The organism is Mycobacterium sp. 050128, assembly GCF_036409155.1.
Taxonomy (GTDB): Bacteria; Actinomycetota; Actinomycetes; order Mycobacteriales; family Mycobacteriaceae; genus Mycobacterium.
On the sequence record NZ_JAZGLW010000001.1, the window covers coordinates 1,015,300 to 1,039,023 of the forward strand.

General features: G+C 67.4%; 20 protein-coding genes. 4 read left to right on the top strand and 16 right to left on the bottom strand.

The window, feature by feature from the left end; genetic code table 11:
• Position 1: 1 nt before the first annotated feature.
• Positions 2-685, bottom strand: coding sequence for a phosphatase PAP2 family protein (locus SKC41_RS04965; RefSeq protein WP_330976600.1), 684 nt, complete (start codon positions 683-685; stop codon positions 2-4).
• 68 nt (positions 686-753) lie between these two features.
• Between SKC41_RS04965 and SKC41_RS04970 the strand changes: the two genes are divergently transcribed.
• Positions 754-1,236, top strand: coding sequence for a hypothetical protein (locus SKC41_RS04970; RefSeq protein WP_330976601.1), 483 nt, complete (start codon positions 754-756; stop codon positions 1,234-1,236).
• A gap of 16 nt (positions 1,237-1,252) precedes the next feature.
• On the opposite strand, the gene SKC41_RS04975 is transcribed toward SKC41_RS04970, so the two are convergent.
• Together SKC41_RS04975 and SKC41_RS04980 are read right to left on the bottom strand one after the other, a co-directional pair.
• Positions 1,253-2,149, bottom strand: coding sequence for an alpha/beta fold hydrolase (locus SKC41_RS04975; protein ID WP_330976602.1), 897 nt, complete (start codon positions 2,147-2,149; stop codon positions 1,253-1,255).
• Between the two features lie 24 nt (positions 2,150-2,173).
• Positions 2,174-2,458, bottom strand: a complete 285-nt coding sequence (locus tag SKC41_RS04980; protein ID WP_330976603.1) for a hypothetical protein — start codon at positions 2,456-2,458, stop codon at positions 2,174-2,176.
• Between the two features lie 49 nt (positions 2,459-2,507).
• Here SKC41_RS04980 and bluB point away from each other — a divergent pair, with 49 nt between their 5' ends.
• Positions 2,508-3,236 carry a 5,6-dimethylbenzimidazole synthase gene (gene bluB, locus SKC41_RS04985; protein ID WP_330976604.1) on the top strand — a complete coding sequence of 243 codons (729 nt, stop codon included), beginning with the start codon at positions 2,508-2,510 and terminating at the stop codon, positions 3,234-3,236.
• Between the two features lie 180 nt (positions 3,237-3,416).
• Positions 3,417-4,790 (top strand): sulfatase family protein, encoded by a 1,374-nt coding sequence (locus tag SKC41_RS04990; protein WP_442931561.1) that lies wholly within the window; start codon positions 3,417-3,419, stop codon positions 4,788-4,790.
• Between the two features lie 7 nt (positions 4,791-4,797).
• Here SKC41_RS04990 and SKC41_RS04995 read toward each other — a convergent pair whose 3' ends face one another.
• Positions 4,798-5,577 carry a trans-aconitate 2-methyltransferase gene (locus SKC41_RS04995; protein WP_330976606.1) on the bottom strand — a complete coding sequence of 260 codons (780 nt, stop codon included), beginning with the start codon at positions 5,575-5,577 and terminating at the stop codon, positions 4,798-4,800.
• A gap of 144 nt (positions 5,578-5,721) precedes the next feature.
• Between SKC41_RS04995 and SKC41_RS05000 the strand changes: the two genes are divergently transcribed.
• Positions 5,722-6,924: an alpha/beta hydrolase family protein gene (locus tag SKC41_RS05000; protein ID WP_330976607.1), complete on the top strand. Its 1,203-nt coding sequence runs from the start codon at positions 5,722-5,724 to the stop codon at positions 6,922-6,924.
• Here the strand turns inward: SKC41_RS05000 and eccE are convergent.
• From eccE to SKC41_RS05060, 12 genes are all read right to left on the bottom strand, one after another.
• A complete protein-coding gene (eccE, locus tag SKC41_RS05005; protein WP_330976608.1) occupies positions 6,911-7,915 on the bottom strand; it encodes a type VII secretion protein EccE in 1,005 nt (334 codons plus the stop codon). The genes SKC41_RS05000 and eccE overlap by 14 nt on opposite strands.
• Positions 7,912-9,324, bottom strand: coding sequence for a type VII secretion-associated serine protease mycosin (mycP, locus tag SKC41_RS05010; protein WP_330976609.1), 1,413 nt, complete (start codon positions 9,322-9,324; stop codon positions 7,912-7,914). The genes eccE and mycP overlap by 4 nt, the downstream gene beginning before the upstream one ends.
• Complete coding sequence (gene eccD / locus SKC41_RS05015; protein ID WP_330976610.1) at positions 9,321-10,733, bottom strand: type VII secretion integral membrane protein EccD; 1,413 nt, start codon at positions 10,731-10,733, stop codon at positions 9,321-9,323. The genes mycP and eccD overlap by 4 nt, the downstream gene beginning before the upstream one ends.
• 72 nt (positions 10,734-10,805) lie before the next feature.
• The gene (locus tag SKC41_RS05020; protein WP_330976611.1) at positions 10,806-11,687 is read right to left on the bottom strand and encodes an ESX secretion-associated protein EspG; all 882 of its coding nucleotides are present in this window, start codon (positions 11,685-11,687) and stop codon (positions 10,806-10,808) included.
• Between the two features lie 10 nt (positions 11,688-11,697).
• Positions 11,698-11,988, bottom strand: coding sequence for a WXG100 family type VII secretion target (locus tag SKC41_RS05025; protein WP_025736523.1), 291 nt, complete (start codon positions 11,986-11,988; stop codon positions 11,698-11,700).
• Between the two features lie 33 nt (positions 11,989-12,021).
• On the bottom strand, positions 12,022-12,315 hold the full coding sequence (locus tag SKC41_RS05030; RefSeq protein ID WP_330976612.1) for a WXG100 family type VII secretion target: 294 nt from the start codon (positions 12,313-12,315) through the stop codon (positions 12,022-12,024).
• Between the two features lie 48 nt (positions 12,316-12,363).
• Positions 12,364-13,863: a PPE family protein gene (locus tag SKC41_RS05035; RefSeq protein WP_330976613.1), complete on the bottom strand. Its 1,500-nt coding sequence runs from the start codon at positions 13,861-13,863 to the stop codon at positions 12,364-12,366.
• Between the two features lie 2 nt (positions 13,864-13,865).
• Positions 13,866-14,174 (bottom strand): PE family protein, encoded by a 309-nt coding sequence (locus SKC41_RS05040; RefSeq protein WP_330976614.1) that lies wholly within the window; start codon positions 14,172-14,174, stop codon positions 13,866-13,868.
• 34 nt (positions 14,175-14,208) lie between these two features.
• Positions 14,209-18,189, bottom strand: a complete 3,981-nt coding sequence (eccCa, locus tag SKC41_RS05045; RefSeq protein ID WP_330976615.1) for a type VII secretion protein EccCa — start codon at positions 18,187-18,189, stop codon at positions 14,209-14,211.
• Positions 18,186-19,787, bottom strand: a complete 1,602-nt coding sequence (gene eccB / locus SKC41_RS05050) for a type VII secretion protein EccB (RefSeq protein ID WP_330976616.1) — start codon at positions 19,785-19,787, stop codon at positions 18,186-18,188. The genes eccCa and eccB overlap by 4 nt, the downstream gene beginning before the upstream one ends.
• Positions 19,784-21,637 (bottom strand): type VII secretion AAA-ATPase EccA, encoded by a 1,854-nt coding sequence (eccA, locus tag SKC41_RS05055; protein WP_330976617.1) that lies wholly within the window; start codon positions 21,635-21,637, stop codon positions 19,784-19,786. Before eccA ends, eccB begins: the two co-directional genes overlap by 4 nt.
• A gap of 551 nt (positions 21,638-22,188) precedes the next feature.
• Positions 22,189-23,685 carry a PPE family protein gene (locus tag SKC41_RS05060; protein WP_330976618.1) on the bottom strand — a complete coding sequence of 499 codons (1,497 nt, stop codon included), beginning with the start codon at positions 23,683-23,685 and terminating at the stop codon, positions 22,189-22,191.
• Positions 23,686-23,724: the final 39 nt, after the last annotated feature.

The window sequence follows — 23,724 nt, forward strand, 5'->3', positions numbered from 1 at the left end:
GTCAAGCTTTAGACCCGGTTGGGTCACAGCGCCGTGATCTACGAAAGGCCCACGGCGGCAGCGGCTTAGGACGAAACACTGCCAGGCACACCAGAACGTACAGATACCCCAGTGCCCAGCCGGCCAGTACGTCGGACGGGTAATGCACGTTCAAGGCGACCCGCGAAAAGCCCACCAACACAAGGATGATCGCGGTCACCGTCATCGCGATACGACCCAGCGTCGAGCTGATCATCGGCATGACGAAGGCCAGCAGGGCGAGCAGGGACGCCGTCGTCTCGAGCGCGTGCCCGGAGGGAAACGACGTCTGGGCAATGGGCACCAGCATGGTCGACGGCCGCGGACGATCCGCCAGGCCCTTGGCCGCCTGCGTCACCAGTCCGTTCAGCAGGCCGCAGGCCACCAGCACCAACGCCGCGCGCACGTTGCGCCGCACCAACGCCGCCGCCGCCGCGACCGTGTCCAGCACCCGCAGTGGGACCGGCCCCAACACATTGGTCACCGCTTCCCAGAAACGTAACCACGCCGGATGCTTGACCGCGGCGTCGTGCGAGGCGTTCAACAGCGACCAATCGATCCAACGCAACCAGCCCCAATTCTGGAGGTAGCCCACCCACATCAGCGCGTAGACCGCGACGGCCACGGGAGCGGCATAACGGGCCATCCGGGTTCGGGCGCGGGTCACCCCTTAGCGATACCAGGATCACCATGCGGATTGGTGGACCCCGCTCGGTTCCGCGTCATACTGGCGTCATGGCGGTCTTTGTCCGCAGGTTGCTCGGTATCGGCAAGCTACCCGAGGACCTGCATGCTCAGGTCGAAGCGGAAGGTCTGCTCTACCTCGCCGACTACGTCCCGGTGACCAGGCGGTTCAGCGGCGCCATCCCCGGGGTGCGGTTGCCGCACAGCGTCGCCTACTACACGGGCTCGCTGGTGCTCACCCGGCAACGGGTACTTGCGACGCTGTCGATGCTGCCGAAGCTGGCCGGCGCGACCGTCGACGTGCCCTGGGACGCCCCGCAGACCGGCACGGCCAGGGCCGAGATCTCGTCGGGCGGTTTGGAGGTAATTGTCGACGTCGCGCGCGTCGACGACAAGTTCAGCGGCGAACTATCGCTGCTCTACAAGACCGCGATCCCGGCGGATGTGCTCAGTGGGCTGCCGGTGTGTTCGTTGACGTTCGACATGGCGCCGGACTGTATCGTCCGCGCGGTCGGCGTTAGCTATTCTCCGTGATCACGGCGAACGGCGGCTAGGTGATCGACCAGAATTCGAGCAGGGTACGCAGGGTCGCCACCAACGGAAGCGGTTGATCGAGCATGGGATGGTGGCCGGCTTCGGCCAGCTCCACAAAAGGACCCCTGAGCTGGAAGATGGAGCGCAATCGCTCGGCCATGGCAGCGGAAACTAACCCGGCCTCGCAACTCAAATAACCTATGCGGCAACGCATTTGGGCAATCATCGCTTCCATTGACTCGTCGTCATCGGGACTTGGCTCCAGAAACTCGCCGTGGAAAATCGTTCGGTCGAATTTCCAAGTCCACCTTTTGCCGACTTTGCGTATCGATTCGGCGGCGATGTGCTTTGCGATGTAGGGCAGGACCAACTCCTGCCGGGGCACCGGTATGAAGTGGGACAGGATTTCATCTCGTGACCCATAGTCGACGGAGTTACGGCTGCGCAGCCGTTCTGCTTCGGGCGCACGGTCTCGCAGCGGCGAGTCGACCACCACGACGCTGTTGATCTCTTCGCCGTACAGCATCGCCGCGGTCGCGGCCACCCAACCGCCCATGCTGTGGCCGACGATCGTGGGCCGCCCCGAGGCCCCCGCGGCGGGCAAAACCTCCATCACTTCCCGTGCCCAGGTTTGTAGCTCGTAGCTATCGCGGGTGTCGCTGTCGCCGTGTCCGGAGAGATCCGGCGCGATCACCCGGTGGGTATGGGAAAAGAACGGCGCGATGTGGTCCCACCAACCAGAGTGCGCACCGCCTCCGTGGACGAACACCACAGGCGGTTGTTCCAGGCCACCCCAGGCGCGCAGGTGTATACGGCAACCGGCGACTTCGACATCGCAATGGTCCGGCTTTTGACCGAGCGCGTTGGTGAACCAGGACGGTTCAGCCGGCGTCAGGTGAGAACGGGAAAACAAGTCCGTATCCTCCGTGTTCCGGCGTTACCTACTCTCCGTGATCGTCATCAGCGGCCACGGCGGCTGGCGGAGCACCGCCAGGCTGCCGATCACCGCGGCGAGCAGGCCGGTGAGCACTCCGATCAGCGCGACGCGATTGGCGTTGACGGCGGGCACCCAGGTTGCCCGACCCTCGCGGATGACGAAGACGCCGACGGGCTTTTCGACCGTGATCACGGTGGCACCGTCGGTGGTCTCGAAGGGCTCGCCGTAGACACGCCCCGGCCGGCGGTCGGTGGGCAGCTGGTCGAGCACGTCGGAATACTTCACTGCACGCTCCCTTGGTCGTGTTGTGGGACTGCGCGATACATTGACGCTAATGCCATTCTCCTCCGGCGAATACTCCGATGGCGCTGTGAGCGAACACGCGTTCAGCTCGCAAGATCGGCGCGTCGTGTATCGGGTGATCGCCGAACGGCGGGACATGCGCCGATTCGTGCCCGGCAGCGTGGTGCCCGAGGAAGTGCTGTCCCGCTTGTTGCAGGCCGCGCACGCCGCGCCCAGCGTCGGGTTGATGCAGCCGTGGCGCTTCATCCGGATCACCGATGACGCGGTGCGCCGCCGCATCCACGCCCTGGTCGACGAGGAACGCCCGCGGACCGCAGCAGCGCTGGGACCGCGCGGCGCGGAATTCCTGCGGCTCAAGGTCGAAGGCATTCTCGAATGCGCCGAACTGTTGGTGGTGGCGCTGGCCGACAAACGCGACGTCCACATCTTCGGCCGGCGCACGCTCCCGCAGATGGATCTCGCGTCGGTGTCCTGCGCGATTCAGAACCTGTGGCTGGCGGCCCGGGCCGAAGGTCTCGGGGTCGGCTGGGTCTCGCTGTTCGATCCGCAACCGCTGGCCGCGCTGCTGGGCATGCCCGCCGATGCCGAGCCGGTGGCCATCCTGTGCGTCGGGCCGGTGCCCGACTTTCCCGACCGGCCGGCGCTGGAGCTCGACGGCTGGACGCATGCGCGGCCGCTCTCGGAATTCGTTTCCGAAAACCGATGGACTCAGCCGCCGGACACCCGGCCCGGCCAGCACGGCTCCGTCCACTCGGTGTGACTCGTGAACGCCGCGGCCGGCGACTTTGGCATACCCACGCGCCGAACGTGCTCTCAGGGATAGAAAAGCGCCGAAAATCCACCTTCAGAGCACGTTCGGCGAAGGGGGACGCGGCGACGCGTTCAGATTCTTAGCAGGCGGCTGCGGTATCGTCGCCGGTCGGCAAGGCACGTTAGGGAGGTGGCAGTGACCGGCGACAACGTACTGATCGTGCACTGGCACGACCTGGGGCGCTATCTCGGCGCCTATGGCCACTCTGACGTCAGCAGCCCGCGCTTGGATCAGCTCGCCGCCGATGCCATCCTGTTCACCCGGGCTCACGCCACCGCTCCGCTGTGCACACCGTCGCGCGGCTCGTTGTTCACCGGCCGCTACCCGCAGAGCAACGGCCTCGTCGGCCTGGCCCACCACGGTTGGGAATATCGCGCGGGCGTGCAGACCCTTCCCCAGATCCTGTCCGAATCAGGCTGGCACTCGGCGCTTTTCGGTATGCAACACGAGACGTCGTACCCGAAACGGCTGGGCTTCGACGAGGTCGACGTGTCGAACTCCTATTGCGACTACGTGGCGGACAGGGTCCAGGATTGGCTGCGCAACGACGCCGCGGCGCGGGATGGTCAGCCGTTCCTGCTGACGGCGGGATTCTTCGAGACCCATCGCCCCTACCCGCGGGACCGCTACGAACCGGCCGACAGCGCGGCCGTCGATCCACCGGACTATCTGCCCGACACGCCGCAGGTGCGCGGCGATCTCGCCGACTTCTACGGCGCGATCAGCACCGCCGACGCCGCGGTCGGGCAGATAATGGACACGCTGGCCGAGACGGGTCTGGACGCCAGCACCTGGGTGGTGTTCTTCACCGATCACGGCCCGGCCTTCCCCCGGGCGAAATCAACGCTGTACGACGCCGGAACCGGCATCGCGCTGCTCATCCGGCCGCCCACTTCGGCGAAAGGGGCCGCGACACCCCAGGTCTACGAAGAGCTGTTCAGTGGCGTCGACCTGGTTCCGACGTTGCTGGAGCTGCTGGGCCTCGACGTGCCCGCCGAGGTCGAGGGCGTCTCGCACGCCCACGCCCTGCTCGCGCCCGATACGCCGACCGACCCGGTGCGCGAGCAGGTGTACACGATGAAGACTTATCACGACTCGTTCGATCCGATTCGGGCAATCCGCACCAAGGAATACAGCTACATCGAGAACTACGTGCCGCGCCCGCTGTTGGACCTACCTTGGGATATCGAAGAGAGCCCATCCGGGATGGCGGTCGCGCCCTTCGTCAAATCGCCGCGCCCGGAACGCGAACTCTACGATCTGCGAATCGATCCCACCGAGACCACCAATCTACTGGCCGATGGCGATCCGGGTATGGATGCGATCGCCGCCGATTTGGCTGTCCGCCTTAATGATTGGCGCCAGCGCACCGGCGACGTGATCCCCTCGGACTTCGCCGGTACCCGCATCGCGATGCGCTATACCGAAACGTATCTACAGATCCATCACACGACACCGACCAGCCGGTCGGCGATCGCCGCCGACCGCGGCGTCGAGGAGTAGGCAGCCGCTACCCCGCAGCCACACCGCCGACCTCGGCGACGATGAATACCCGCCGGAACGGGAAGATCGTCGTACCGTCGGCCCGCGCCGGGTAGGCGTCGTCGAGCAGCGGGATGAGCTCCGCACGGAACTGATCCCAGCCCGCGTCGTCGAGGCGCTCACGAACCGGAACCAGCGCGGTCCCGGTAATCCATTCCAGCACTGGGTGTTCCCCGGTCAGCTGGTGCAGATACGTGGTCTCCCAGGCATCGACCCGGCAGCCCGCATCCATCAGCAGATTGGCGTAATGCGCCGGCGGCTGGACCACCGCGCCGACCCGGAACGGTATGTCTTTCAGCGTCTTTGCGTAGTGTTCACGGCGCGCCACGGCCCGCACCGCGGCATGCGACGGGGTTTCGAAATTACCCGGAATCTGCACCGCGATCCACGACCGGTCCGGTAGTTGGCCGGCCCACCGGACCAGCAGGTCGGCATGTTCGGGAACCCAATGCAGCGCGGCGTTGCTGACCACCACGTCGGTGTCGGGTTTCGGCTTCCAGTCCCGCAAGTCCGCCACCGAGGCATCGATCCCGCGTTCCCGGGCGGCGGCCACCATCTCCGGTGAGGTGTCCATCGCCTCGACGGCCGCGCCGGGCCAGCGTTTCTCGAGGTATTTCGTCAAGTTGCCGGGTCCGCAGCCCAGGTCGACCACTCGGCGGGCCCTCTCGGCCCCCACTCTCGAGAGCAAGTCGTAAAACGGACGGCTCCGGTGGTCTGCGAATGCCAGGTAGACGTCTGGATCCCACATGTCGGTCCTCCTGATCAACGCCGTGGCGGTCGGCGATATAGACCAAACCGTATTACCGCATCGTGCCCCCGTGGTGCCCGAGTGGGCCCGGAATCGCGTCAAATGCCCGGGATCGGACGCTGGGCCGGGATAGCATCGGCATTCGTGGGGTCCGACACAGATCCGATCGATCCGCCCATTCCAGTTCCCGACGTTCCCGGTGCCGATGTGCCGCCCGGCGCCGACGGATTGCCACCGCTCTCGGCGTTGTCGCCACATGAACGCAGGGTGGTCGCGGCCTGCGCCGCCGGCGATATCGCCTTGCGCACCTGGGTGTCGTCGCTGCTGGCCGCGACGGCCGCGCCGGTGGTGGTGGCCACCACGTTGCGCCACACCGAATCCGGGAGTGAACGCGCCAACCTGAACTTCTACGCGGAGTTGGCCGCCGAGCACGATCCGGCGAAGTCGTTCCCCGCTCCCACCGAACCGCCGCGGGTGTCGTCGCGGCCCGCCGGACCGCTCGCGAGATGGATCGCGCGCGGCACAGTCGACAACATCTCGTTCCCCAGCAGCTTCACCACGATCAACCCCGCGATGCGCGAGCGGTGGAATGCATGGGGGTCCAACAACATCGTGCGCGCTCAGCATTGGCGCCACGACGACGCACCTCGTCCCACGCTGTGCGTAATCCACGGCTTCATGGGATCGTCGTATCTGGCAAACGGCCGCTTCTTCTCGATGCCGTGGTATTACCGGTCCGGCTACGACGTCTTGCTGTTTACCTTGCCGTTCCACGGCCAGCGCGCCGAAAAGTGCTCGCCGTTCAGCGGTTTCGGCTACTTCGCCGGCGGGCTTGGCGGCTTCGCCGAATCGATGGCCCAGGCCGTGCACGACTTCCGGTCCGTCGTTGACTATTTGCGGCACACCGGCGTCGAACGCATTGCGCTGACCGGCCTTTCGCTGGGCGGCTACACCTCCGCGCTGGTGGCCTCCGTCGACGACCGGCTGGAGGCCGTCATCCCCAACTGCCCGGTCGTCACGCCGGCGACGATGTTCGACCAGTGGTTCCCGGCCAACAAGCTGGTCGGCCTGGGACTTGCGTTGTCCAGCATCAACCGCGACGACCTAAACGCCGGCCTGGCCTACCACTGCCCGCTGAACTACCAGCCGCAACTTCCCAAGGATCGGCGGATGATCATCACCGGCCTCGCCGACCGGATGGCTCCCCCGGAGCAGGCCGTGATGCTGTGGGAGCACTGGGATCGCTGTGCGCTGCACTGGTTTCCGGGCAGTCACGTGCTGCACACCAGCCAGCTGGACTACCTGCGCCGGATGACCAGCTTCCTGAACGGGTTCATGCTGGACTAGCCGCCTCGGTTCGCACCGCGCGGTGGGCGCCGCTCACCGGCGTCGGCCAATCCAAGGTCGCCAGCAGGCCGTCGGGCTCTGCGGTGTGGCCGTCAAGCCGTTGCGTGGACAACAGATCCAGCGCCGCCAGGGCCGGCGCCTGGTTGCCGCGCTGCGGGATCAGTCCGTCCACCGGCGCCGTGCCGTCGGGCAGCGCATCGGTGAGGAAAGCGCACGCGGCCGCGACGGCGTCCTGGTCGCCCGAACGCGCGATCTCGAGCGCGGTGCACGTCTCGCGGGCCGGATGCGACCGGATGGCCTCCAGCGTCGCGGGCAGGCCCGCATCGACGACGATCTGATATGCGGCAACGAAATCCGAGGTGCCGCGCTGCACCGCACGCCAGCTCTCGCGGGCGTTGGCCGTCAACCACCGCGGCACGCCGTCCGGCGCGACGGTGTTGGCTTCCCAACCGATCTCGCGGAGGTGGTCGGCAAGCCGTCGCGCGGCAACCTCGGCGGTCTCATGCAGCGGGATGCGCGAGGAACGCGCCTGCAGGGCCGGCAAGTTGTCGACCGCCGACACCGTGATACCGATCCACGTCTCGCGTCGCGACGCGTCGGATACGTTGTCGCGGCTGGTGATACGGACCTTGTCGGCGCGAATGCCATAGCGGTCCAGGTACCGGGCGATCAGCTCCAGCGGGAGCACCGCGCCGTCAGCGCTGGACGGCCCGATCCGCACCAATGCGGTTGTCGTTGCCCCAACCGCGGATTGAGCGTCGGCCTCGTCGGTGCGGTTGGAACGACGCCTCATGATGGCCAGGCGGCGCCCCAGGATCGTGGTGAAATGCAGTCCACGCCACCAGCCGAACAACACGACCACCGCCACGACGGCGATGCCGAGCAGCCAGTAGTCGCGAGTCGAGTGCCAGGGATAGGCCAGCGCCGCTGGCACTACCGCCAACGCCGCCAGAGTGATTCGGGCGCTCCCCGGGATCGGGATCGAGCTCACGAGGTGGTCTCCTTCCGTCGGCGCGCGCCGGCGATCGCGGCCGCGGCGGCAACCGCCGCGACAATCAACGCCAGCGCGGCGGTCCCGGCGAACGCGACGGTCCGCGGGGTGTTGTCTTTCGGTGCCGGTGCCGGTGGCACGGTGACCGGTTTCGCCGGCGTTGCGGCCGGCCCGGTGTTCGCGGGCAGTTCCCAGGTGAGCGCTGCCAGTGGGTCCACACTGCCGGTGCCGACGATGTTCGACGGCGCCCGGGCGCCGTTGTGCGCGGTCGCGGTGATCCGGCGCACCACCTCGGTGGCCGACAGGGTGGGGTACTTGCCGCGGACCAGCGCCACAACGCCCGACACGTATCCGGCCGCGTAGCTGGTGCCGCTGAGCGCGCTCAGTTGCTGATGGTCGTCGGGCAGACCGTTGGCAAGGCCGCCACCGTCGCGGTTACTCACCGACACGATCTTCTCGCCCGGGGCCGCGACACCCACCCACGGCCCGGACATGGTGAATTTCGACGGTTGCCCATCCGTGGTCAGGGACGCCGCCGACAGCACATAGGGCTGCCAGTACGACGGGATGGAGACCGACGTGACGCCGGCCCAGTTCCGCGCATCGTCGGGGCGGGCGAGATCGGTGAGCGGGTTCGACTCGCAGGACATTCCGCCGCCGACCGAGCCGGTGGACCCGGTGTTGCCCGCGGCGGCCACGATCACCGCGTCCTTGTCCACCGCCGCGAAGCGGATCGCCGCGCCGAGCGCGGCCTGGTCGACGGGCCGGTCGGCGGCCATGCAGGTGGCCTCCGAGATATCGATCACCCGCGCGCCCAGGTCGGCCGCGTGCACGATCGCCCGGGCCAGCGTCGCGACCTCGAGGGACACTCGCGCCACCATCGGGTCGCCGCCGGGTGAGCGCGGCGAGAACTTGCCCGACGCCGTCCGGATCGCCAGCACCCGGGCCCCGGGCGCGACGCCCGAGAAGCCGTCCTCGGCGGACGGTTGGCCCGCGACGAGCCCGGCGACCAGGGTGCCGCGCCCGTCGCAGTCCGTCAGGCCGTCGGTCGTCTCCACGAAATCGCCGCCGGGATCGACATTCGGCAGCCGGGGTCCCGGTCGCACGCCGGTGTCGAGCACCGCCACCAGCTGACCCTCGCCGCGGGAAAACTGCCATGCCGCAGGCAGATTCAGCATCGCCTGACTGGGAGTCACGGCCGTGGGATCGCTACCGCCGATGACGCCGGAGGCGGCGCAGGGCGCGCGCTGCTCCATCGGCTGCACCGGTCCCGCAGCTCCGCTCGGCGGCTGCATGCCCGGGTCCACCACGGGCTGGCTGATCGCCGATGCCGGCGGACAGGCCCACGGCACAATGGCCTGTGAGAAGACCAACGCCGCTGTGAGGCAGGCGAATCCGGCACGAATCATCGATTGAGCACCCAGGCGAAGAGGCCGACCAGGTAGGCGATGACGGGAATCAGCGAAGCGTCCAGGCCGGTCGCGACGAAGCCCAGCAGGCGGCGCAGCGGCAGCGAATAGGTGTCCGGCGAGGCGATGCTCGGGTTCAGCGCCACCACTGCCCACGCCAACACCAGCACGACGAGCACCGCCGCCGCAACCAGTGCGGCCGCGAAGCGTCCGGTCGAGGCGTAGTACACCAGCAGGACACCGGCGACCAGGAACGGCTGAGCCAGCAGCCACGCCTTGCAGGCGGCCGAATCCCACACGCGGGCGCGCAGGACGGAGGTCGCCGCGGTGGCGGCCAGCACGTACCAGCCCCATCCGCTCAACGACTCGGGCCGCAGCGCGATCGCCACCGATCCCAGGACGCTGAGCAGCACCGCACCGGCGATGAAGCCACTCTGGTGGGCATCCCCGATGCGCACCCGTCGCGGCAGGTCCTCGAGCACCCGAAGCGCGGGCGCCGCCGGAGTCGGATCCCCCGGTGCCGGGATGACCGGCAGCGGGAAGCGAGCCCACAGTGCGGACAGCTGTGCCGCCTCGATGGTGACCAGCAGAGCCGCCACGATCAGCCCGGCACCGATCGTCAATATCGGTAGCTGCCAGAGCAATTCGGCACCCGCGGCCAACAACACAGCGGCCCCGAGCACCGTGGTCGCGGTGAAGAAACCGGCGATGCGTTCGCGCTCGGCGGTCGGCACCATCAGCACGATCAGCGACCACGCGGTCACACCGGCAGCGGCCAGCACCAGCTGTGCCGCGCCGAACTTGCCGGGTACCGCCAACGCGAGGGCGGCGCCGACGGGCACCAGCGCCGCCATCGACAGCGCCATCCCGGTGCGTTCCGAACGCAGCGTGACGAACAGACCGGCGATCGCGCTCACTGCCGCGATCACGCTGACCGCGACCAGCCCGGCCAGTGCGCCGGTGGCGACCCGATAGGTCACGCCCAGGCCCGTCGCCAGGAAGGCCACCAGGATCGCCGCCAGCAGCGCCCCGCGCTGGATCTGCGCGATGCCCCACGGTTTGAGCCGCGACGTCGAGAAGATCATCGCGGCGTCGGCGATGTCCTCGACAATGCCGGGCGCGGCCGGGCCGGACGGAACCGGCTGCAGCGCAAGCAGATCCCCGTCGACCACGCCGACGGTATCCAGGCTGGCGTCCAGACTGAACGGCGCTCCGCCGATCGGTGCCAGGCTCAGTTGGGAAATCGCGCCGGTGCGCGCACCGTCGGGGTCACCGCCGTCGCCGTTCTGTGCCGTCGGGACCACCAATCGCTGCACCGCGGGCAGGACTTCGCGCAGCGGCAGCTCGGTGGGCAGGGCAACTTCTGTCAGCCTGCTGTGCGCGAGGATGGCCACGCGAACAATGGGCATGACGGCGCCGGAGGTCAACGGACCCTCGAATCAGCCTGGTACATGGTGTTATCTCGCTATCTTGTTGTGTTTTTAGGCGTATTGGGTGGATAAATCTCGCGACAGCCGCTGATTGGGGAACCAGTGTCCGTCGGGCAGGCAGGCGGTCAAGTGCTCGATCGCGACGGCAATCGCAAACGGGGTTCCCGGACTGAACGTCGAGACCCATTCGCCGTCGAACGCGCGGGATGGACTGACCAGGATCCGGCCCGCGGTGGTGTCGACAATGCTCATTCCGACTTCGGTGGTGGCATGCCGGCCGTCGCGCTGGCGGCCGGCGACGATCTCCACGTAGGTACGCGGGCCCGTGAAGACGGATTCCACCACCGCGCGGGCCGATTGCGGAATGCCGAGGTAGTCAAGGACTTCGGTCAGCTCCGCGCCGGAGCGCAGCCGTTCGTCGGCGCGGGCTCCGACGCACGCCGGCATACTGAACTCCGTGAACTGCGCCGGCGGACGCTGGCCCAGCCCCACACCGAGGACCGGAACCAGTGCCCGCGCGTCACCGATATTCATGGCGGTAAACGTGACCAGCTGCGCGCTGCGCAGCGCGACGACGGTCTTACCGGTGGTGCCGGCGCGCCGCGCGACCACACCGCGCAGCAACTCCCCGGCACCGTCGGCTGCGCCGGAGCTCACGTAGCGCAAATCAAGCCATTGGTCGGGAAAACACACCAACTTGATCCAGTCGGCGACCACCCGGTTCACTCTTCCCGTTTCGGACCCGTCGGACTCCATCAGACCCATCCGGGTCAACTCGTCCTTCTGATCTTTGAAGAACGCGCCGCGCTCCGCCGCATCGCGATAGGGCGTGGTGATCGCCAAAACCCAGGGGAAGCTGCCCGCTCCAATGGTTTCGGCGATGAACCATGCGTTTTCCACCGTCAGCTCGACGGCATTCGGCTCGACACTCATCGACCGAGGACTAGCCGCCCCACTTGGCTGCTTCGGCCGTGTCGCGCGCGAACATGGCCAGGGTGTTGTTTTCGTGCGTGCTGGCCATCGCCTGGTAAGAGCGCACCAACGCCTCCATGGCCTGGTTCCACTGGGCCTGCCAGACCTGGTAGGTCATACCGGTGTCACCCTGCCAGGCGTTCTGCAGCGCGGCCTGCTCGGTGGCGATGTCGGCGCCGAGGCCCTGCATCGTGCCGGCGTAGCCCGACATGTCGGCAGCGTGGCTCAGCATCGCGGGGTAGTTGTACATGATCTGCGACATCTCAAGTCCTTTCGCGGTTACTAGTGGTCAAGCTCAGAACGAGGTGTAGCCGGACGCGGCGGCGGCGTCGGCGGCCACATAGGTGCCCGCGGCGTCACCGAGGTTGGCTTGGGCGATGTCCAGCAGGGTGTTGACCCGTGCGGCCATTTCCACGAACCGGGCGTGCGCGGCCTGGAACGCAGCCGACGACTCACCCTGGTGGAATGCCTGGGCGGCCATCGCTTCCTGCTCGGCCCCGTTGATCGTGCTGCGCATCAGGGCCGCCTTGGCGCTGAACGCCGACTGCGAGGTCACCAACTGTGGAATGTGAGCATCCAGAAGACTCATGACGTTTCCTTTCTCTTCTGTCCCTTACGATTTCGTCTATTGGCTGAGTTACTGCTGACTGTCCGAGCCCCCTCCCCCCGCTTCGTCGGGCTCACCCGCGCCCGCGCCGTTACGGTCCCAGGTTCCCGGCACCATCGGCATCCGCGGGCCACTGCCGTATTCATCGCCGGTCAGCTCGGTCAGTCCCGACGCCTGCAGATCCGCGTCTTTGCGCGCGGTTCCGGCAAATCCCAGCCGCCCGGCCCCACTTCCCGAAGCTATTGCGGCCGTCACGAGTTCCTCTTCATCGGCGCCACCCCAGTCGGGATCGACATCGACGTTCATGTCGAGGAATTCGTCACCGTGATCGCGCATCGCGGCCCGTCTGCGCCGTCGCGCCGCGGCCGCGCGGCCCGGTACCGCCGCGGCAGCCGCCGGGATGGTCGCGGCCGGCGCCTTGATCCCGCCGCGGCCGCCAAGGGTGGGGCCGAAGCCGGTCTCCGGATCGCCACCCATGGCCACCACGTAGCCGAAAGTTCCGGCGACCGGCGCGGGCGCCGGTGCGGTCGCCGCGGTGGCGGGCGCAGCAGGTGCGGACGCGGGAGCCGACGCCGGCGACGGAGCCGGCGGGGCCATGGCTGCAACCGGCGGCATCGGACTCTGGGAAGCCGGCGCCGGCGGCACGGCCACCGCCCCCGGAACCTCGGGCAGGTCCGCGGGGGCCCGTAGGTACAGGTACGCCCCGATGCCGATCACCAGCGGGATCAGGAAGGGTGCGCTCAAAATCGCGCCCCACGTCGGCCAACCGAGCAAGTTGGTGATCAGCTGGTAGGCGAGGAAGAACAGCAGCGGCCCATTGGCCACCAGGAAGGGCCCCAAATTCCTCATGAGATCCGAGAGGAATTGCTGCAGATTCTGGAAGAGATCCTGGAAGAACTGCTGCAGCTGGCGAAGCAGATCGTCGATCCAATTCCCCAGGTTCGAATCGCTCTGCTGGGCCAACGTCGAGAAGTTGTTGGTCTCGGTACCGGGACGCAGCACGTTGGGAGCGGGGTCGGTCTGGGGCCACGCCGCCAGCGCCCCGTCGGAGATGACCTGGTAGGTGCTCATCGTGGTGGCGGCCTGGACCCACATCCGTGCGTAGTCGGCCTCGTTGACCGCGATCGGGATCGTGTTGATTCCAAAGAAATTCGTCCCCACCAGGACACCGTGGATCAGGTGGTTGGCAGCCAGCTCCCCCAGCGTCGGCATGGCCGTCAGGGCGCCGGTGTAGGCCGCCGCCGCGACTTCATGCTGGGCGGCCGCGCCCGCACTGTCGGCGCTGGCCTGCATCAGCCACGCCAGATACGGCAGGTGCGCCGCCGCGTACTGCTCGGCGGTCGGTCCTTCCCACGCCCCCGCTTGTACTTCCCCCAGTAGCCCACTGAGTTCGGCTGCCGCGTCGGCATATTCGGTGCTGAGCGAGGTCCACGCACCGGCGGCCGCCAACAGCGGCCCCGGTCCCGGTCCAGCGGTCAGCAACGCCGAATGCACCTCCGGCGGAGAAGCCATCCAGATGGGCGCGGTCATGCTCAGGCGCCCGCCACTCCGTACGTCACGGCCGCCGCGGCGTCACCCGCGAGATAACTCGCGCCGCCTTCGCCGACACCGACGCCGGCGCGGCCCAACTCCTCGACGCCCTCGGCGGCCACCACGGAGTGCAGCTGGCCCTGGGTGCTGAATCCGGCAGCGGTCGTCAGCGACACCGGATCCGCCGCGGGTGGCACCACCGCGGTGATCGCCGGAGCGGCCGCCGCGTGTGCACTCGCCAACCGCGCCGTCAGCGCCTCCACCGCCGCACTCGTCGCCGCCAGGCCTTCAGGGACAACTCGCAACGTCATAATGACTCCTTTTGTTGCGCTTCACTAATCACCATCAGCGGGCGAAACCTTCGTCGGCTCCCCCTACAACAGACTCGCCAACCAACGGGTTGACCAACTGCACATACGTCGGGCTTTCGGTGTCTCCCAACAGAATTGCCCGTCCGGCAGGCAACCGGCCAAATCGTTGACCGCGGATCTTCCCGCTGTCCTGCGGGTTGCCCGCCAGCATCAACGTGGTTGCCTGCAAGTCGTTGAAACGCCGCAGCAGCGGGCTGGTCATCAGGGCATGCCCCGACCCGGTGGCCCGCGCCGTCACGATCACCCTCAGCCCCAGGTCGGCAGCCTGGCTCAGCTCCGGAATGAGGCTGGTCCATGGGCGCTGGCCGATGTATGGGCCACTCATCGCCGGCGCGTCCGGAATCTGGTCGACGTCGTCGATGATCAGGTAGTGGGTGTGGCCCTGGTAGCTCCACCGGGCCAACTCCGCCGCCGACAAGCCCGCCGGCGGGCGCCGCGATCCGATGATGTTGGACAGGCCCAGCATCGCCGGGATGATCCGGTCGATGTTGGCGGTGTACTCGTTATCGGCGAACAGCGGCTCCTCGACGAGATGCAACCGCCGATCCAGCACCGTGAACGCCACCCGGTCCGACGTGGAGTGCTCGCGGATGGTGCGGATGATGTGGCGCAACAAGGTGGTCTTGCCGGACTTGCTGTCGCCGAACACCATCAGCAGCGGGTTCTCCGCGAAGTCGAGCACGACCGGCGCCAGGTCCTCTTCGCGCTGGCCGATGACGACCTGTTCGGGTCCGCGATACAACGGCTCGAGGGCGTCCGGTGCCAGGTTGGTCGGCAGCAGCCGAACCGGCGGTGCGGCCACGCCCGGGTAGCGGGCGTTGATCGCGGCCACTGGGTTTGTTTCCGCGTCCAACGCGGGGTTTGCGAACAGGAAGTGCTCGGCGGCCATGGTCAACCCGCGACCCGGCTGGTCGGCCGGCACGGCGTCGGCCGGGCGGCGCAGCGCCCCGACCACCCGCACATTGCTGTCCCGCGCGTCGTGCAGCTTGAGCTCGAGGCGCAGCCCGAGGCCGTCACGCATCGCCAACGGCACCTCCAGCCAGCTCGGGGTGGTGATGATCACGTGGATGCCGTACGCGAGGCCGACGTTGACGATCTCAGTCACCTTGGCCAGCAGGGGGTTACGCGTGTTGAACTGGTCGGTGTTGTCCCGGGCGAAGGCGTAGAGGTTGTCGATGACCAGGAACACCTCACCGAAGCCGTCGTCGTGAGTCGAACCGTGCTTGTCGCGGAACGCCTCGCGGCGCTGCCGGGAAATCAGCAGCTGCTCGAGTTCGCCGAAAGTGCGACGAATGCGCTCGGGCTCCAACGGCGACGCCACACTGCCGACGTGTGCCAGGTCTTCCAGCGCACGCAGCTGACCACCGCCGTAGTCCAGGCAGTAGAAAGTGACGTCACGCGGCGAGTGCAAGCTGGCCGCGGACAAGATAAACGTTTGCAGCGCAGACGATTTACCTGATTTGGCACCGCCGTGGATCACCATGTTGCCCGACGCCGACGTGGCGTCGAAAATCAGCGGGTCGCGGCGCATCTCGAACGGCTTGTCGATCTCACCGAGCGGCCAACGCCATTGCCGTTCCGGCACTCGAGCGTTCGCCAGCACCGTGGTCAGCGGGATCGGCTCGTCCAGCGGCGGCAACCAGAGCTGCGGCGCCCGGGGCCCGTAGCGCGCCAGCTGCTCGCCGATGGTGGCGATCAGCTTGCGCGGCGGACCGGCGAACTCGTCTTGGTCAGCTCCGGTGATCACCGTGCCCTGATCGGGCTCCACCCGTCCGGCCGTGAACAGTTTGGGCTGCGGAATAGACTGGACCACAAGGGTTTTAGCGGTTCGCGGCGGCTCGTAGATGCCGTCGACGTAGGTGCTGCGGAACTTGATCGGGGCGGCACCGGGGGCGGGCACCAGGAAGCCCACGCCTTTGTGTTCTTTACCTGATTCGATGTGGTAGGCGTCGTCCACGCCGATGATTTGGCGAGAAACGCTGGGACTGGCCACCTTCAACCCGATGCGATACGAGGTGTTCTTGTCGATGTCCTTGATCTTGCCGACATCCAGCGTCTGGGACGCGAACAGGATGTGGATGCGGAACGAGCGACCCTTGCGCGCCACGTAGTCGAACAGTTCCGCGTACTGCGGGTAATCGGCCAGCATCAGCGTGAACTCGTCGGCGACCACGAACAGGGTCGGGATCGGCGGCAGGTCATGCCCGGCGGCGATGGCGTTCTCGTATTCGACCACCGAGTTGAACGCGCTGCCCTGAACCCGCCGGCCGGCTTCGCGCAGCAACGTTTCGCGCCGTGCCACCTCACCGCGCAGCGTGTCGGCGAACCGGTCGGCCAGCGATTTCTTCTCGGCCATGTTCGAGATCACCGCGACGACCTGTGGGAAGTCCCGGAAGCTGTCGGCCCCGGCCTCACCCTTGAAGTCGGCATAGATCACGATGAGTCGGTCGGCTGAATGAGTTGTCAACAGCGACAATAGAATTGACATCAGAGTCTGCGACTTGCCGGAACCGGTCATACCGATCATCAGGCCGTGCGGACCCATCCCGCCCTCGGCTTCGTCCTTGAGGTCGAAGTACAGCGGTTCGCCGGTCGCGGTGACGCCGATCGGTACCCGCAACTCGTCGTCGCGGCGACGCGGTCCCCACAGCGTCGGCACATCCAGCTGCGAGGCGTCCGGAACACCCAGCAGCGTGGTGAACGCGGCGCCCCGGGTGGCCGCCGAGCGGAGCCCGGTGTGAGTCGGGTTGGAATCCCAGCGCGACAACTGACGGGCCAGGTGGGCGGCTTCGTCGGCGCCGAGCGCGTCGGCGTTGTCGATGAAGGGCTGCCAGCCGCCGGTCTGCCAGCGCTGGATGGCCCCGTTCGCGACCCGCAGAATCGGCTTCTCCGGATCCGAATACTGTTCGCGGTTAGGCGAATTCGTGGTGCGGTGGACCACGGTCACGCCGGCCCGTCCGAGCGCCAGCGCCGAGGCGTTCACGTCGTATTCAGGGTCGTCGATGATGATCAGCAGGTGCCGCAACGCGTCGGCCGGCTCGCCGTTGAACAGCGGCCGGTCGGCCAGCGCGGGACCCAACAGGGTGGCCAGTTCATCGGGGCTGCTGGACAGGAAGCGGGCCGGCCCCACACCGTCCACCTCGCCGGGAATGTCGACGTGGGGCAACCACTTCAGCCACGACCAGTCGCGGTTCTCCGGATCGCGGGTGGCCAGCGCCACTCCCAGCACGGTCGGGTCGTGCCAGGTGACGGCCTGAGCGACCCAGGCCCGCAACGCCCCTTGCACCTCGTCGGGTTCACCGAGGATGGTGATTCGGGAGACCTTGCTCAAGTCGATTCCGGTGGGCACATCGCGCACGGTGCGCTGGGTGTCGAGCAGGCTGCGTAATGAGCTGTGCGACACCGGTTCCAGATCGATTTCGTCGGCGGTGTCCTGAACCCGGACCGCGGTGGCCAGGGGGACCTGGTGACGCCCGGCCCGCAACACCAGGAAATCGGGATCATGCGGGTCGCGTTCCCACTGGCGGCGAGACCCGGGCACCGTTGCCAATGCCGCCGGCTCGGGATGCGACCACTGCGCGGCGGCACGCTGCTGGGCGGCCTGGGTGCGGATGTTGTCCCGGACCACCGACAGGTAGCGCAGGTAGTCGGCGCGTTCGGCGTCGACCTCCTCGGTGCGCATCTTGTTGTCGTTGCCGCGATAGAGCGCGGTTGCCGCCAGCAGCAACACAAATGGGAAGAACAGCGTCTGCGGGGAGATCACCCGCATCCCGGTGGCGACCAGCGCGACGATCATGCCGACGATCAGGATCACCAGCACGTAGGGCATGGCGCGGCGCAGGAACGACGGCGGAATCACCCGGGGCAGCTCGGGCGGTGCCTCGATCGTAATGGTGCCCTGGCGGGTGCTCGGCGGCGCCAGGCGCCGGCGGGCCTCGAAGATCAGTCGGCTCATCGGGGTCCTCCTTCGGCCGATACCGGACGTCCGGGCTTGCTATCGGGCGCCAAGCCGTCGTGCGCAAGTAACGCGTCGGCGCGCGATAGCGTCGGACCCGTCGCGAACAGCGACAGTATCGACCAGGGAATGGGAACGGGGGGTGGCGTTAAGCCAAGGGCCTCAACGGTTTTGCCGTGTCCGGCGCTCTCGGCCTCGTTGTCGATGCCATAGCGCACGCCGGTGTCGGACACCCAGAACAGTGAGCCGGCACCCGGCGAAGTCGCTGCGCCACCGACGCTCTGAGCGAAGTAGCCGGTGCCCGGTGCCAGGGCCACCCGGGTGGCGATCCCCTGGGTGCCGCCGCCGATCAGGTTTACGGTGCGAACCGCGTCCGGCACCGGCAGCGCGGAACCCGCCAGCAGGGCCAGCGAGCTGCTCGCAGCCCCGGCCGGCTTGCTCCAGTAAGCGCAGGCGACGGGATTCTTGGCCGCGTCGACCAGCACGATCTGGCGATCCGGAAAGCGCGTGGTGTCCAGCACCCGCGAGACCGGCAACTTGGCCACCTCATCGGCACCCAGTCGCGGGGGTTGTTCCATCCCATAGGAATTGGTGTTGCGCAGGACCGCGGCGAGCACCGGCGAGATCGGTTGCAGGCCGTCCGGCAGCACCGCGAAGTAACGCACGTTGCCCGGATCGACACCGTAGGACGTCACCACCGACCCGATCGGCGCGGGGACCGGATAGTTCGCCGGGGCACCGGCATTCGGGATGGCGGGCGCGGAAAGCGCGGGCGCCTCGGGAATCGCGTTGAACAGCCCCGCCGCGATGGGCCGCGGTGCGGGCAGGTCGGCACCCAGCCCCAACGCATTGGTGACCGCGTGGTTGGCCAGGTCGATCTGGCTGCGCCTGCCGTTCCACAGCACCCAAGTGCTGGTGCCCTTGTCGCCGGTGAACTCGACGAGGATTGCGTCGGCGGGTGCGATCGACGCCGCACGTGCGCCGCTGCTGTCGGGGGTGCCCGCGATCACGGTGACGCCGGTGCTGTGCACGGCGTGCGAGCCCTGAGCCGCCTCACTGACCGCGTCACACACCGTCCAGTTCGCGTCATGAGATGCGTTCTGCACCATACGTTCCGGCGCACCCGGGATGCCGATCAGGTTTCCGCGCGGAAACCGGTCCAGCCCACTGCTTTTCACCGTTGCGGGGTTGACCGGCTTGCCGGCGATCAACCGGGCCGAGGTCAGGTTCAACACCGGGTGCAGTTCGTCGCCGATGCGCACATACAGGGCGGCCGTGTCCCGATCCGCGAGCACCGCGTTGTTGCCCGCCTGACCGTTGGGTCGGATCAGCGAGAACACGAAGCAGCCGGCCAGCCCGGTGATCAGAATCAGGGCGCCCATCAATACCGCGCGCGACTGGGTGCGCAGCGGGTCGACCAGCATCCTGGTGTCGTGCAAGGCGATTCCCGAGGCGATGCGGCGCATCACAAAACGCCAGCCGGTCACCTGATGCCGGGTGACAAACCCGCGGCGGTAGACCACCTGGTCGGGATTGTCGTTCACGGGGGTACGCGACGAGAAGGAACGCCGTTCGTCCTGAGGTTCGGGATTGGTCATGAGGGCACCGAGAGCCCAAGCCCGCGCAGCAGCGGCTCTACCGAATTACTGACATCTCGGTCGGTGATCGTCATCAGCTCCTCATCGGTGAACGCACCGGTTCCCGCCTGTTCTGAATGGTCCAACCGGAATTCGCGCTCCTCCTCGGAGCGCTCGACGATGTTTCGGACGAAACGACCGTTACCCGCGATGTCGAGGCTGCGCCGTTCGACCCCGTTGGAGTCGGGGGTCGTGCCCGTCGCCAATTTCTCGAACAGGTCGTCCATGTGGTCGAGCGCAGACTGCTCGAAGATGCTGTCGCGCTGTTCGGCCATCGTGCGCGCGATCTCCACCAGCTCGTGGGAGTTGTAGGACGGGAAAGTGATATTGCGGGTAAAGCGCGACCGCAGACCCTCGTTGGTGTCCAGGAACTTGTCCAGATCCGCCCGGTAGCCGGCGATGATCACCACCAGTCGGTCGCGGTCGTTTTCCATGCGGGCCAGCAGCGTGTCGATGGCGACCAGGCCAAAGTCGTTCTTGGCGCCGGTGGCCACCAGGGCGTAGGCCTCATCGAGGAACAGCACCCCGTCCAGCGCGCTGTCGATGATCGCGTTGGTCTTGGCCTCGGTTTCGCCGATGTGCTGACCGATGAGGTCGGCGCGGTGCACCTCGCGGATGTTTTCCTTCTTCAAAAGGCCCAGGCCGCAATAGATTTTGGCAACCACACGCGCGATCGTCGTCTTACCGGTCCCGGGCGGTCCGGCGAAAACCAGGTGATGGGCGCGTTGTGCGACCTGCAGGCCACGCTGCTTGCGCACCAACTCCATGGCCACCGAGCTCTTGAGCCGCGATACCTGGTTCTTCACCTCTTCGAGGCCGATGAACTCGGTGAGCTGACGTTCGGCCTCGTGCAGCAGCACGGACTTGCGCTCGTGCGCGGCGGGGTCGACGAAATCCTCTGCGCTGGGCTCGGTTTCCGGATCCCACGGATCGGTGCGGGCCTCGATGCGGGCCGCGTTGGTGGTCACAATCCCGAAACTGGTGTCGGTCAACGCCTTTTCGACCTGTTCGTTCTCCGGGTGTGCGGCATACAGATCCTGCAGCACTTCACTCGCCGACTCTTCGTCGACGTGCATGCGTAGCACAAGCGCCTTGGCCAACGTCCCATCGACCGTGGCCACCTCAACCGGGCCCTCGGGCTCCTCGAGGTAGGACAGCGCGGGAGCGAACAAGCCCAGGCGGGCGAGCGCGGTTCCCAGGGCGATCTTGGCCGCGTGGGCGTAGGCGCCGTCGAGATCGGAGTCGTTGACGATCGGGGTCAGCAGCTTGACGACGTCGGACCACCGCTCCGCGCGGTAATTGATCACGACCGAGATCCACCGCGCCTCACGCCAGCGCGGGCGGCGGGCGGTCAGCCCGGCAACGATCTCGTCGGCCTCGGCAAACCGCCCGGCCGTTGCCAGGGCCGCGGCGAAGGCGAGGTGAAACTCGTCCGGGTTGGCGGCGCGAAACTGTAGATACAGTCCGCTGTCGTAACGGAAGCCCAGGGCGCCGGGCGCGAGGTCAGCCTGCCGCTGCAGCACGCCGGCCGTGGCCACGGTGCGCGACACCGCCTCCAGCACCCGGAAGGACGCGTCGCCGGCGGCCGCGAGCCCGGTCCACGCGTCGCACTGATCATGGGCGACGCGGGTCAGCGCCATGAAGCCCGAGCGAGCGGCGGCCAGATCGGCCGGGCGCTGACGTTGATCGACCGCGATGCCAAGGGCGCGGCAGCACGTCGCAAAGCGGCTGACCACGTCGCCGTCGACTCTGGCGTCCACCCGGGAAGTGCCGGGCTGGACTGCGAGCACACCGCGATCACCGAGTTCCACGGCCGCAATTTTCCATGAAGATAGTCTCCCCTAACTTAATTTGCTGAAGTTAGCATTGCATAAGCTAAGTGTCGAGGCTCTTGGGGTCGTCCGACCGACCATCCACCCAGCCCGATCAGCACCTTGAACTGGGCTTTCTGCTCGATCACCGGTTCCCCGCTCCTGTTGTGGCATTGGCCGCACTTCGTCCGGCGGCTAAGCTTACTGAATATGGTTTTCATTATCAAAGCGGTTTCCGGACTCTTGCACCCCGAGAGACGGGTGAAACCCGCTGGGACCCCCGCCCCGCGCGCCGACGCTAGGAACGAGCCGGCCTCAATCCCAGGGACCGACTCGGATTCGCCGCGGTCATTGAGGTCATTGAGCGCCATAAGCCGTCGTGAGCGTGCGGCGATCAAACCCGGCGCGGTCACAGCAGCGACTCCTAACCGATCGGGTGGGGCGCAACGACCGCCTAGCTGATAGCGGCGCCGCGAGCAGGCAGCTAATAGTCGGCTGCTCGACCGGAAAAGTTCCCTAGCGGGCACGCTCGGTTCCAGCTCCCGGCCGTTTCACGTCGGTCCGTCAGCGCCGGGCCCCGGCCAGGTTCCGGGCACCATCGGAACCGACGGGCCACTCCCGAATCCGTCGCCGTCCAACGTCGCCAATCCTGCTGCCGCAGCGGCATCCTTGCGGACCGTCCCAGCAAACCCCAAAGCACCCGCGCCCTGCTCGGACGGCGTGGTCGGGCCGTCGACTGCCGGCGCGTCGACGAACGGGCCGACCTCATCATCGAAGTCCAAGAATTCGTAACGGTAGCCAGGCTGGTGGCCTCGCATCGCTGCCCGCCGGCGCCGACGTGCCCTGCTCTCTTCCCGCGCCGCTGCCGTGGCGGCGGCCGCGACCGAATCGGGCTGCGGAGCCTTGCGCTGTGCACCGCTGCTCATCCCGGCGCCGGACCCGATGCCGGGGCCTCCCACTAGGTACGGGTACGCGCTCTCGACCCCGGCGGGCGGCGGTGGGGATCCGGCTGCCGGCGCCGAAGCCGGCGCCGACGCGGGAACCGAAGTCGGAACCGAGGACGGCGTAGGAGCGGCGTGCACACCCACGGTGTGCATGCTCGCCACCGCATGCAGGCTCGGCGTCGCCGGCACTGGTGTGGGCACCGCCAGTGCCGGGGCCGCGGCAACTTGAGGCTGAATCGCCGCCAGCGACGCCAGGCTCGCCAAGGCTCCGGCGAACCCGAGGGTGGAGGTCGCCACGATAATCGCGATTTGCGGAGCGAAGGCCTGAAACGCCTCGCCGACGTGGGTGAACTCGTCGGCGACCAGTAGCCCAATGTCGGCCCACAACTGCGCGAACGCCTGCGCCGGGTTCGTTTGGAACAACTTTAAGTCGCGGTCGAGCGTCTGGAATATTTCGAGGAAGCGGTTTATCCACCAACTCAGCTGGTACGGGTTGCCCCCGTCGTTGTCGATGATGTCGTCGTAGGGAAGATTGCTGCCACTATCGGAGCTGCCGGTGTCGTCGGCTTGCATGATGACCGGCGCCGGATCGGCCTGCGGCGCTGCGGCCAGGGCGGTGGTGGAGACGGCCTGATAGGTCGTCATCGTGGTGGCGGCCTGGACCCACATCCGCGCGTAGTCGGCCTCGTTGAGCGCGATCGGAATCGTGTTCATGCCAAAGAAATTGGTCCCCACCAGCGCGCCGTGCACGACGTGGTTGGTGGCCAGTTCCGGCAGTGTCGGCATCGCGGCCAACGCTGCGGTGTACGCGGCGGCCGCCGTCTCGTGCTGGGCCGCCATCGACGCACTGTCGGCGCTGGCCTGGGTCAGCCACGCCAGGTAGGGCGCATGTGCGGCCACATACTCCTCGGCGCTCGGCCCCTGCCAGGCCCCGGCCTGCGTGTCCGCCAGGATCGCGGAGAGTTCGTCCGCGGTTTCCGCGTAAGAGGCACTCAACGAGCTCCAGGCGCCGCCGGCGGCCAACAAACTGCCGGGCCCTGGACCGCTGCTCAGCAAGGTGGAATGAACTTCGGGAGGCAATGCCATCCATATCGGCGCGGTCATTCGCGGCCGCCCCCGTCCGACCGTAGCGCCATGTCAGCA

Bases quoted from the DNA above. Each gene is read 5' to 3' on its own strand.
- SKC41_RS04970 (WP_330976601.1), top strand. From the start codon at position 754: ATGGCGGTCTTTGTCCGCAGGTTGCTCGGTATCGGCAAGCTACCCGAG.
- bluB (WP_330976604.1), top strand. From the start codon at position 2,508: ATGCCATTCTCCTCCGGCGAATACTCCGATGGCGCTGTGAGCGAACAC.
- SKC41_RS04995 (WP_330976606.1), bottom strand. From the start codon at position 5,577: ATGTGGGATCCAGACGTCTACCTGGCATTCGCAGACCACCGGAGCCGT.
- mycP (WP_330976609.1), bottom strand. From the start codon at position 9,324: ATGATTCGTGCCGGATTCGCCTGCCTCACAGCGGCGTTGGTCTTCTCA.
- eccD (WP_330976610.1), bottom strand. From the start codon at position 10,733: ATGCCCATTGTTCGCGTGGCCATCCTCGCGCACAGCAGGCTGACAGAA.
- SKC41_RS05020 (WP_330976611.1), bottom strand. From the start codon at position 11,687: ATGAGTGTCGAGCCGAATGCCGTCGAGCTGACGGTGGAAAACGCATGG.
- SKC41_RS05025 (WP_025736523.1), bottom strand. From the start codon at position 11,988: ATGTCGCAGATCATGTACAACTACCCCGCGATGCTGAGCCACGCTGCC.
- SKC41_RS05030 (WP_330976612.1), bottom strand. From the start codon at position 12,315: ATGAGTCTTCTGGATGCTCACATTCCACAGTTGGTGACCTCGCAGTCG.
- SKC41_RS05035 (WP_330976613.1), bottom strand. From the start codon at position 13,863: ATGACCGCGCCCATCTGGATGGCTTCTCCGCCGGAGGTGCATTCGGCG.
- SKC41_RS05040 (WP_330976614.1), bottom strand. From the start codon at position 14,174: ATGACGTTGCGAGTTGTCCCTGAAGGCCTGGCGGCGACGAGTGCGGCG.
- eccCa (WP_330976615.1), bottom strand. From the start codon at position 18,189: ATGAGCCGACTGATCTTCGAGGCCCGCCGGCGCCTGGCGCCGCCGAGC.
- eccB (WP_330976616.1), bottom strand. From the start codon at position 19,787: ATGACCAATCCCGAACCTCAGGACGAACGGCGTTCCTTCTCGTCGCGT.
- SKC41_RS05060 (WP_330976618.1), bottom strand. From the start codon at position 23,685: ATGACCGCGCCGATATGGATGGCATTGCCTCCCGAAGTTCATTCCACC.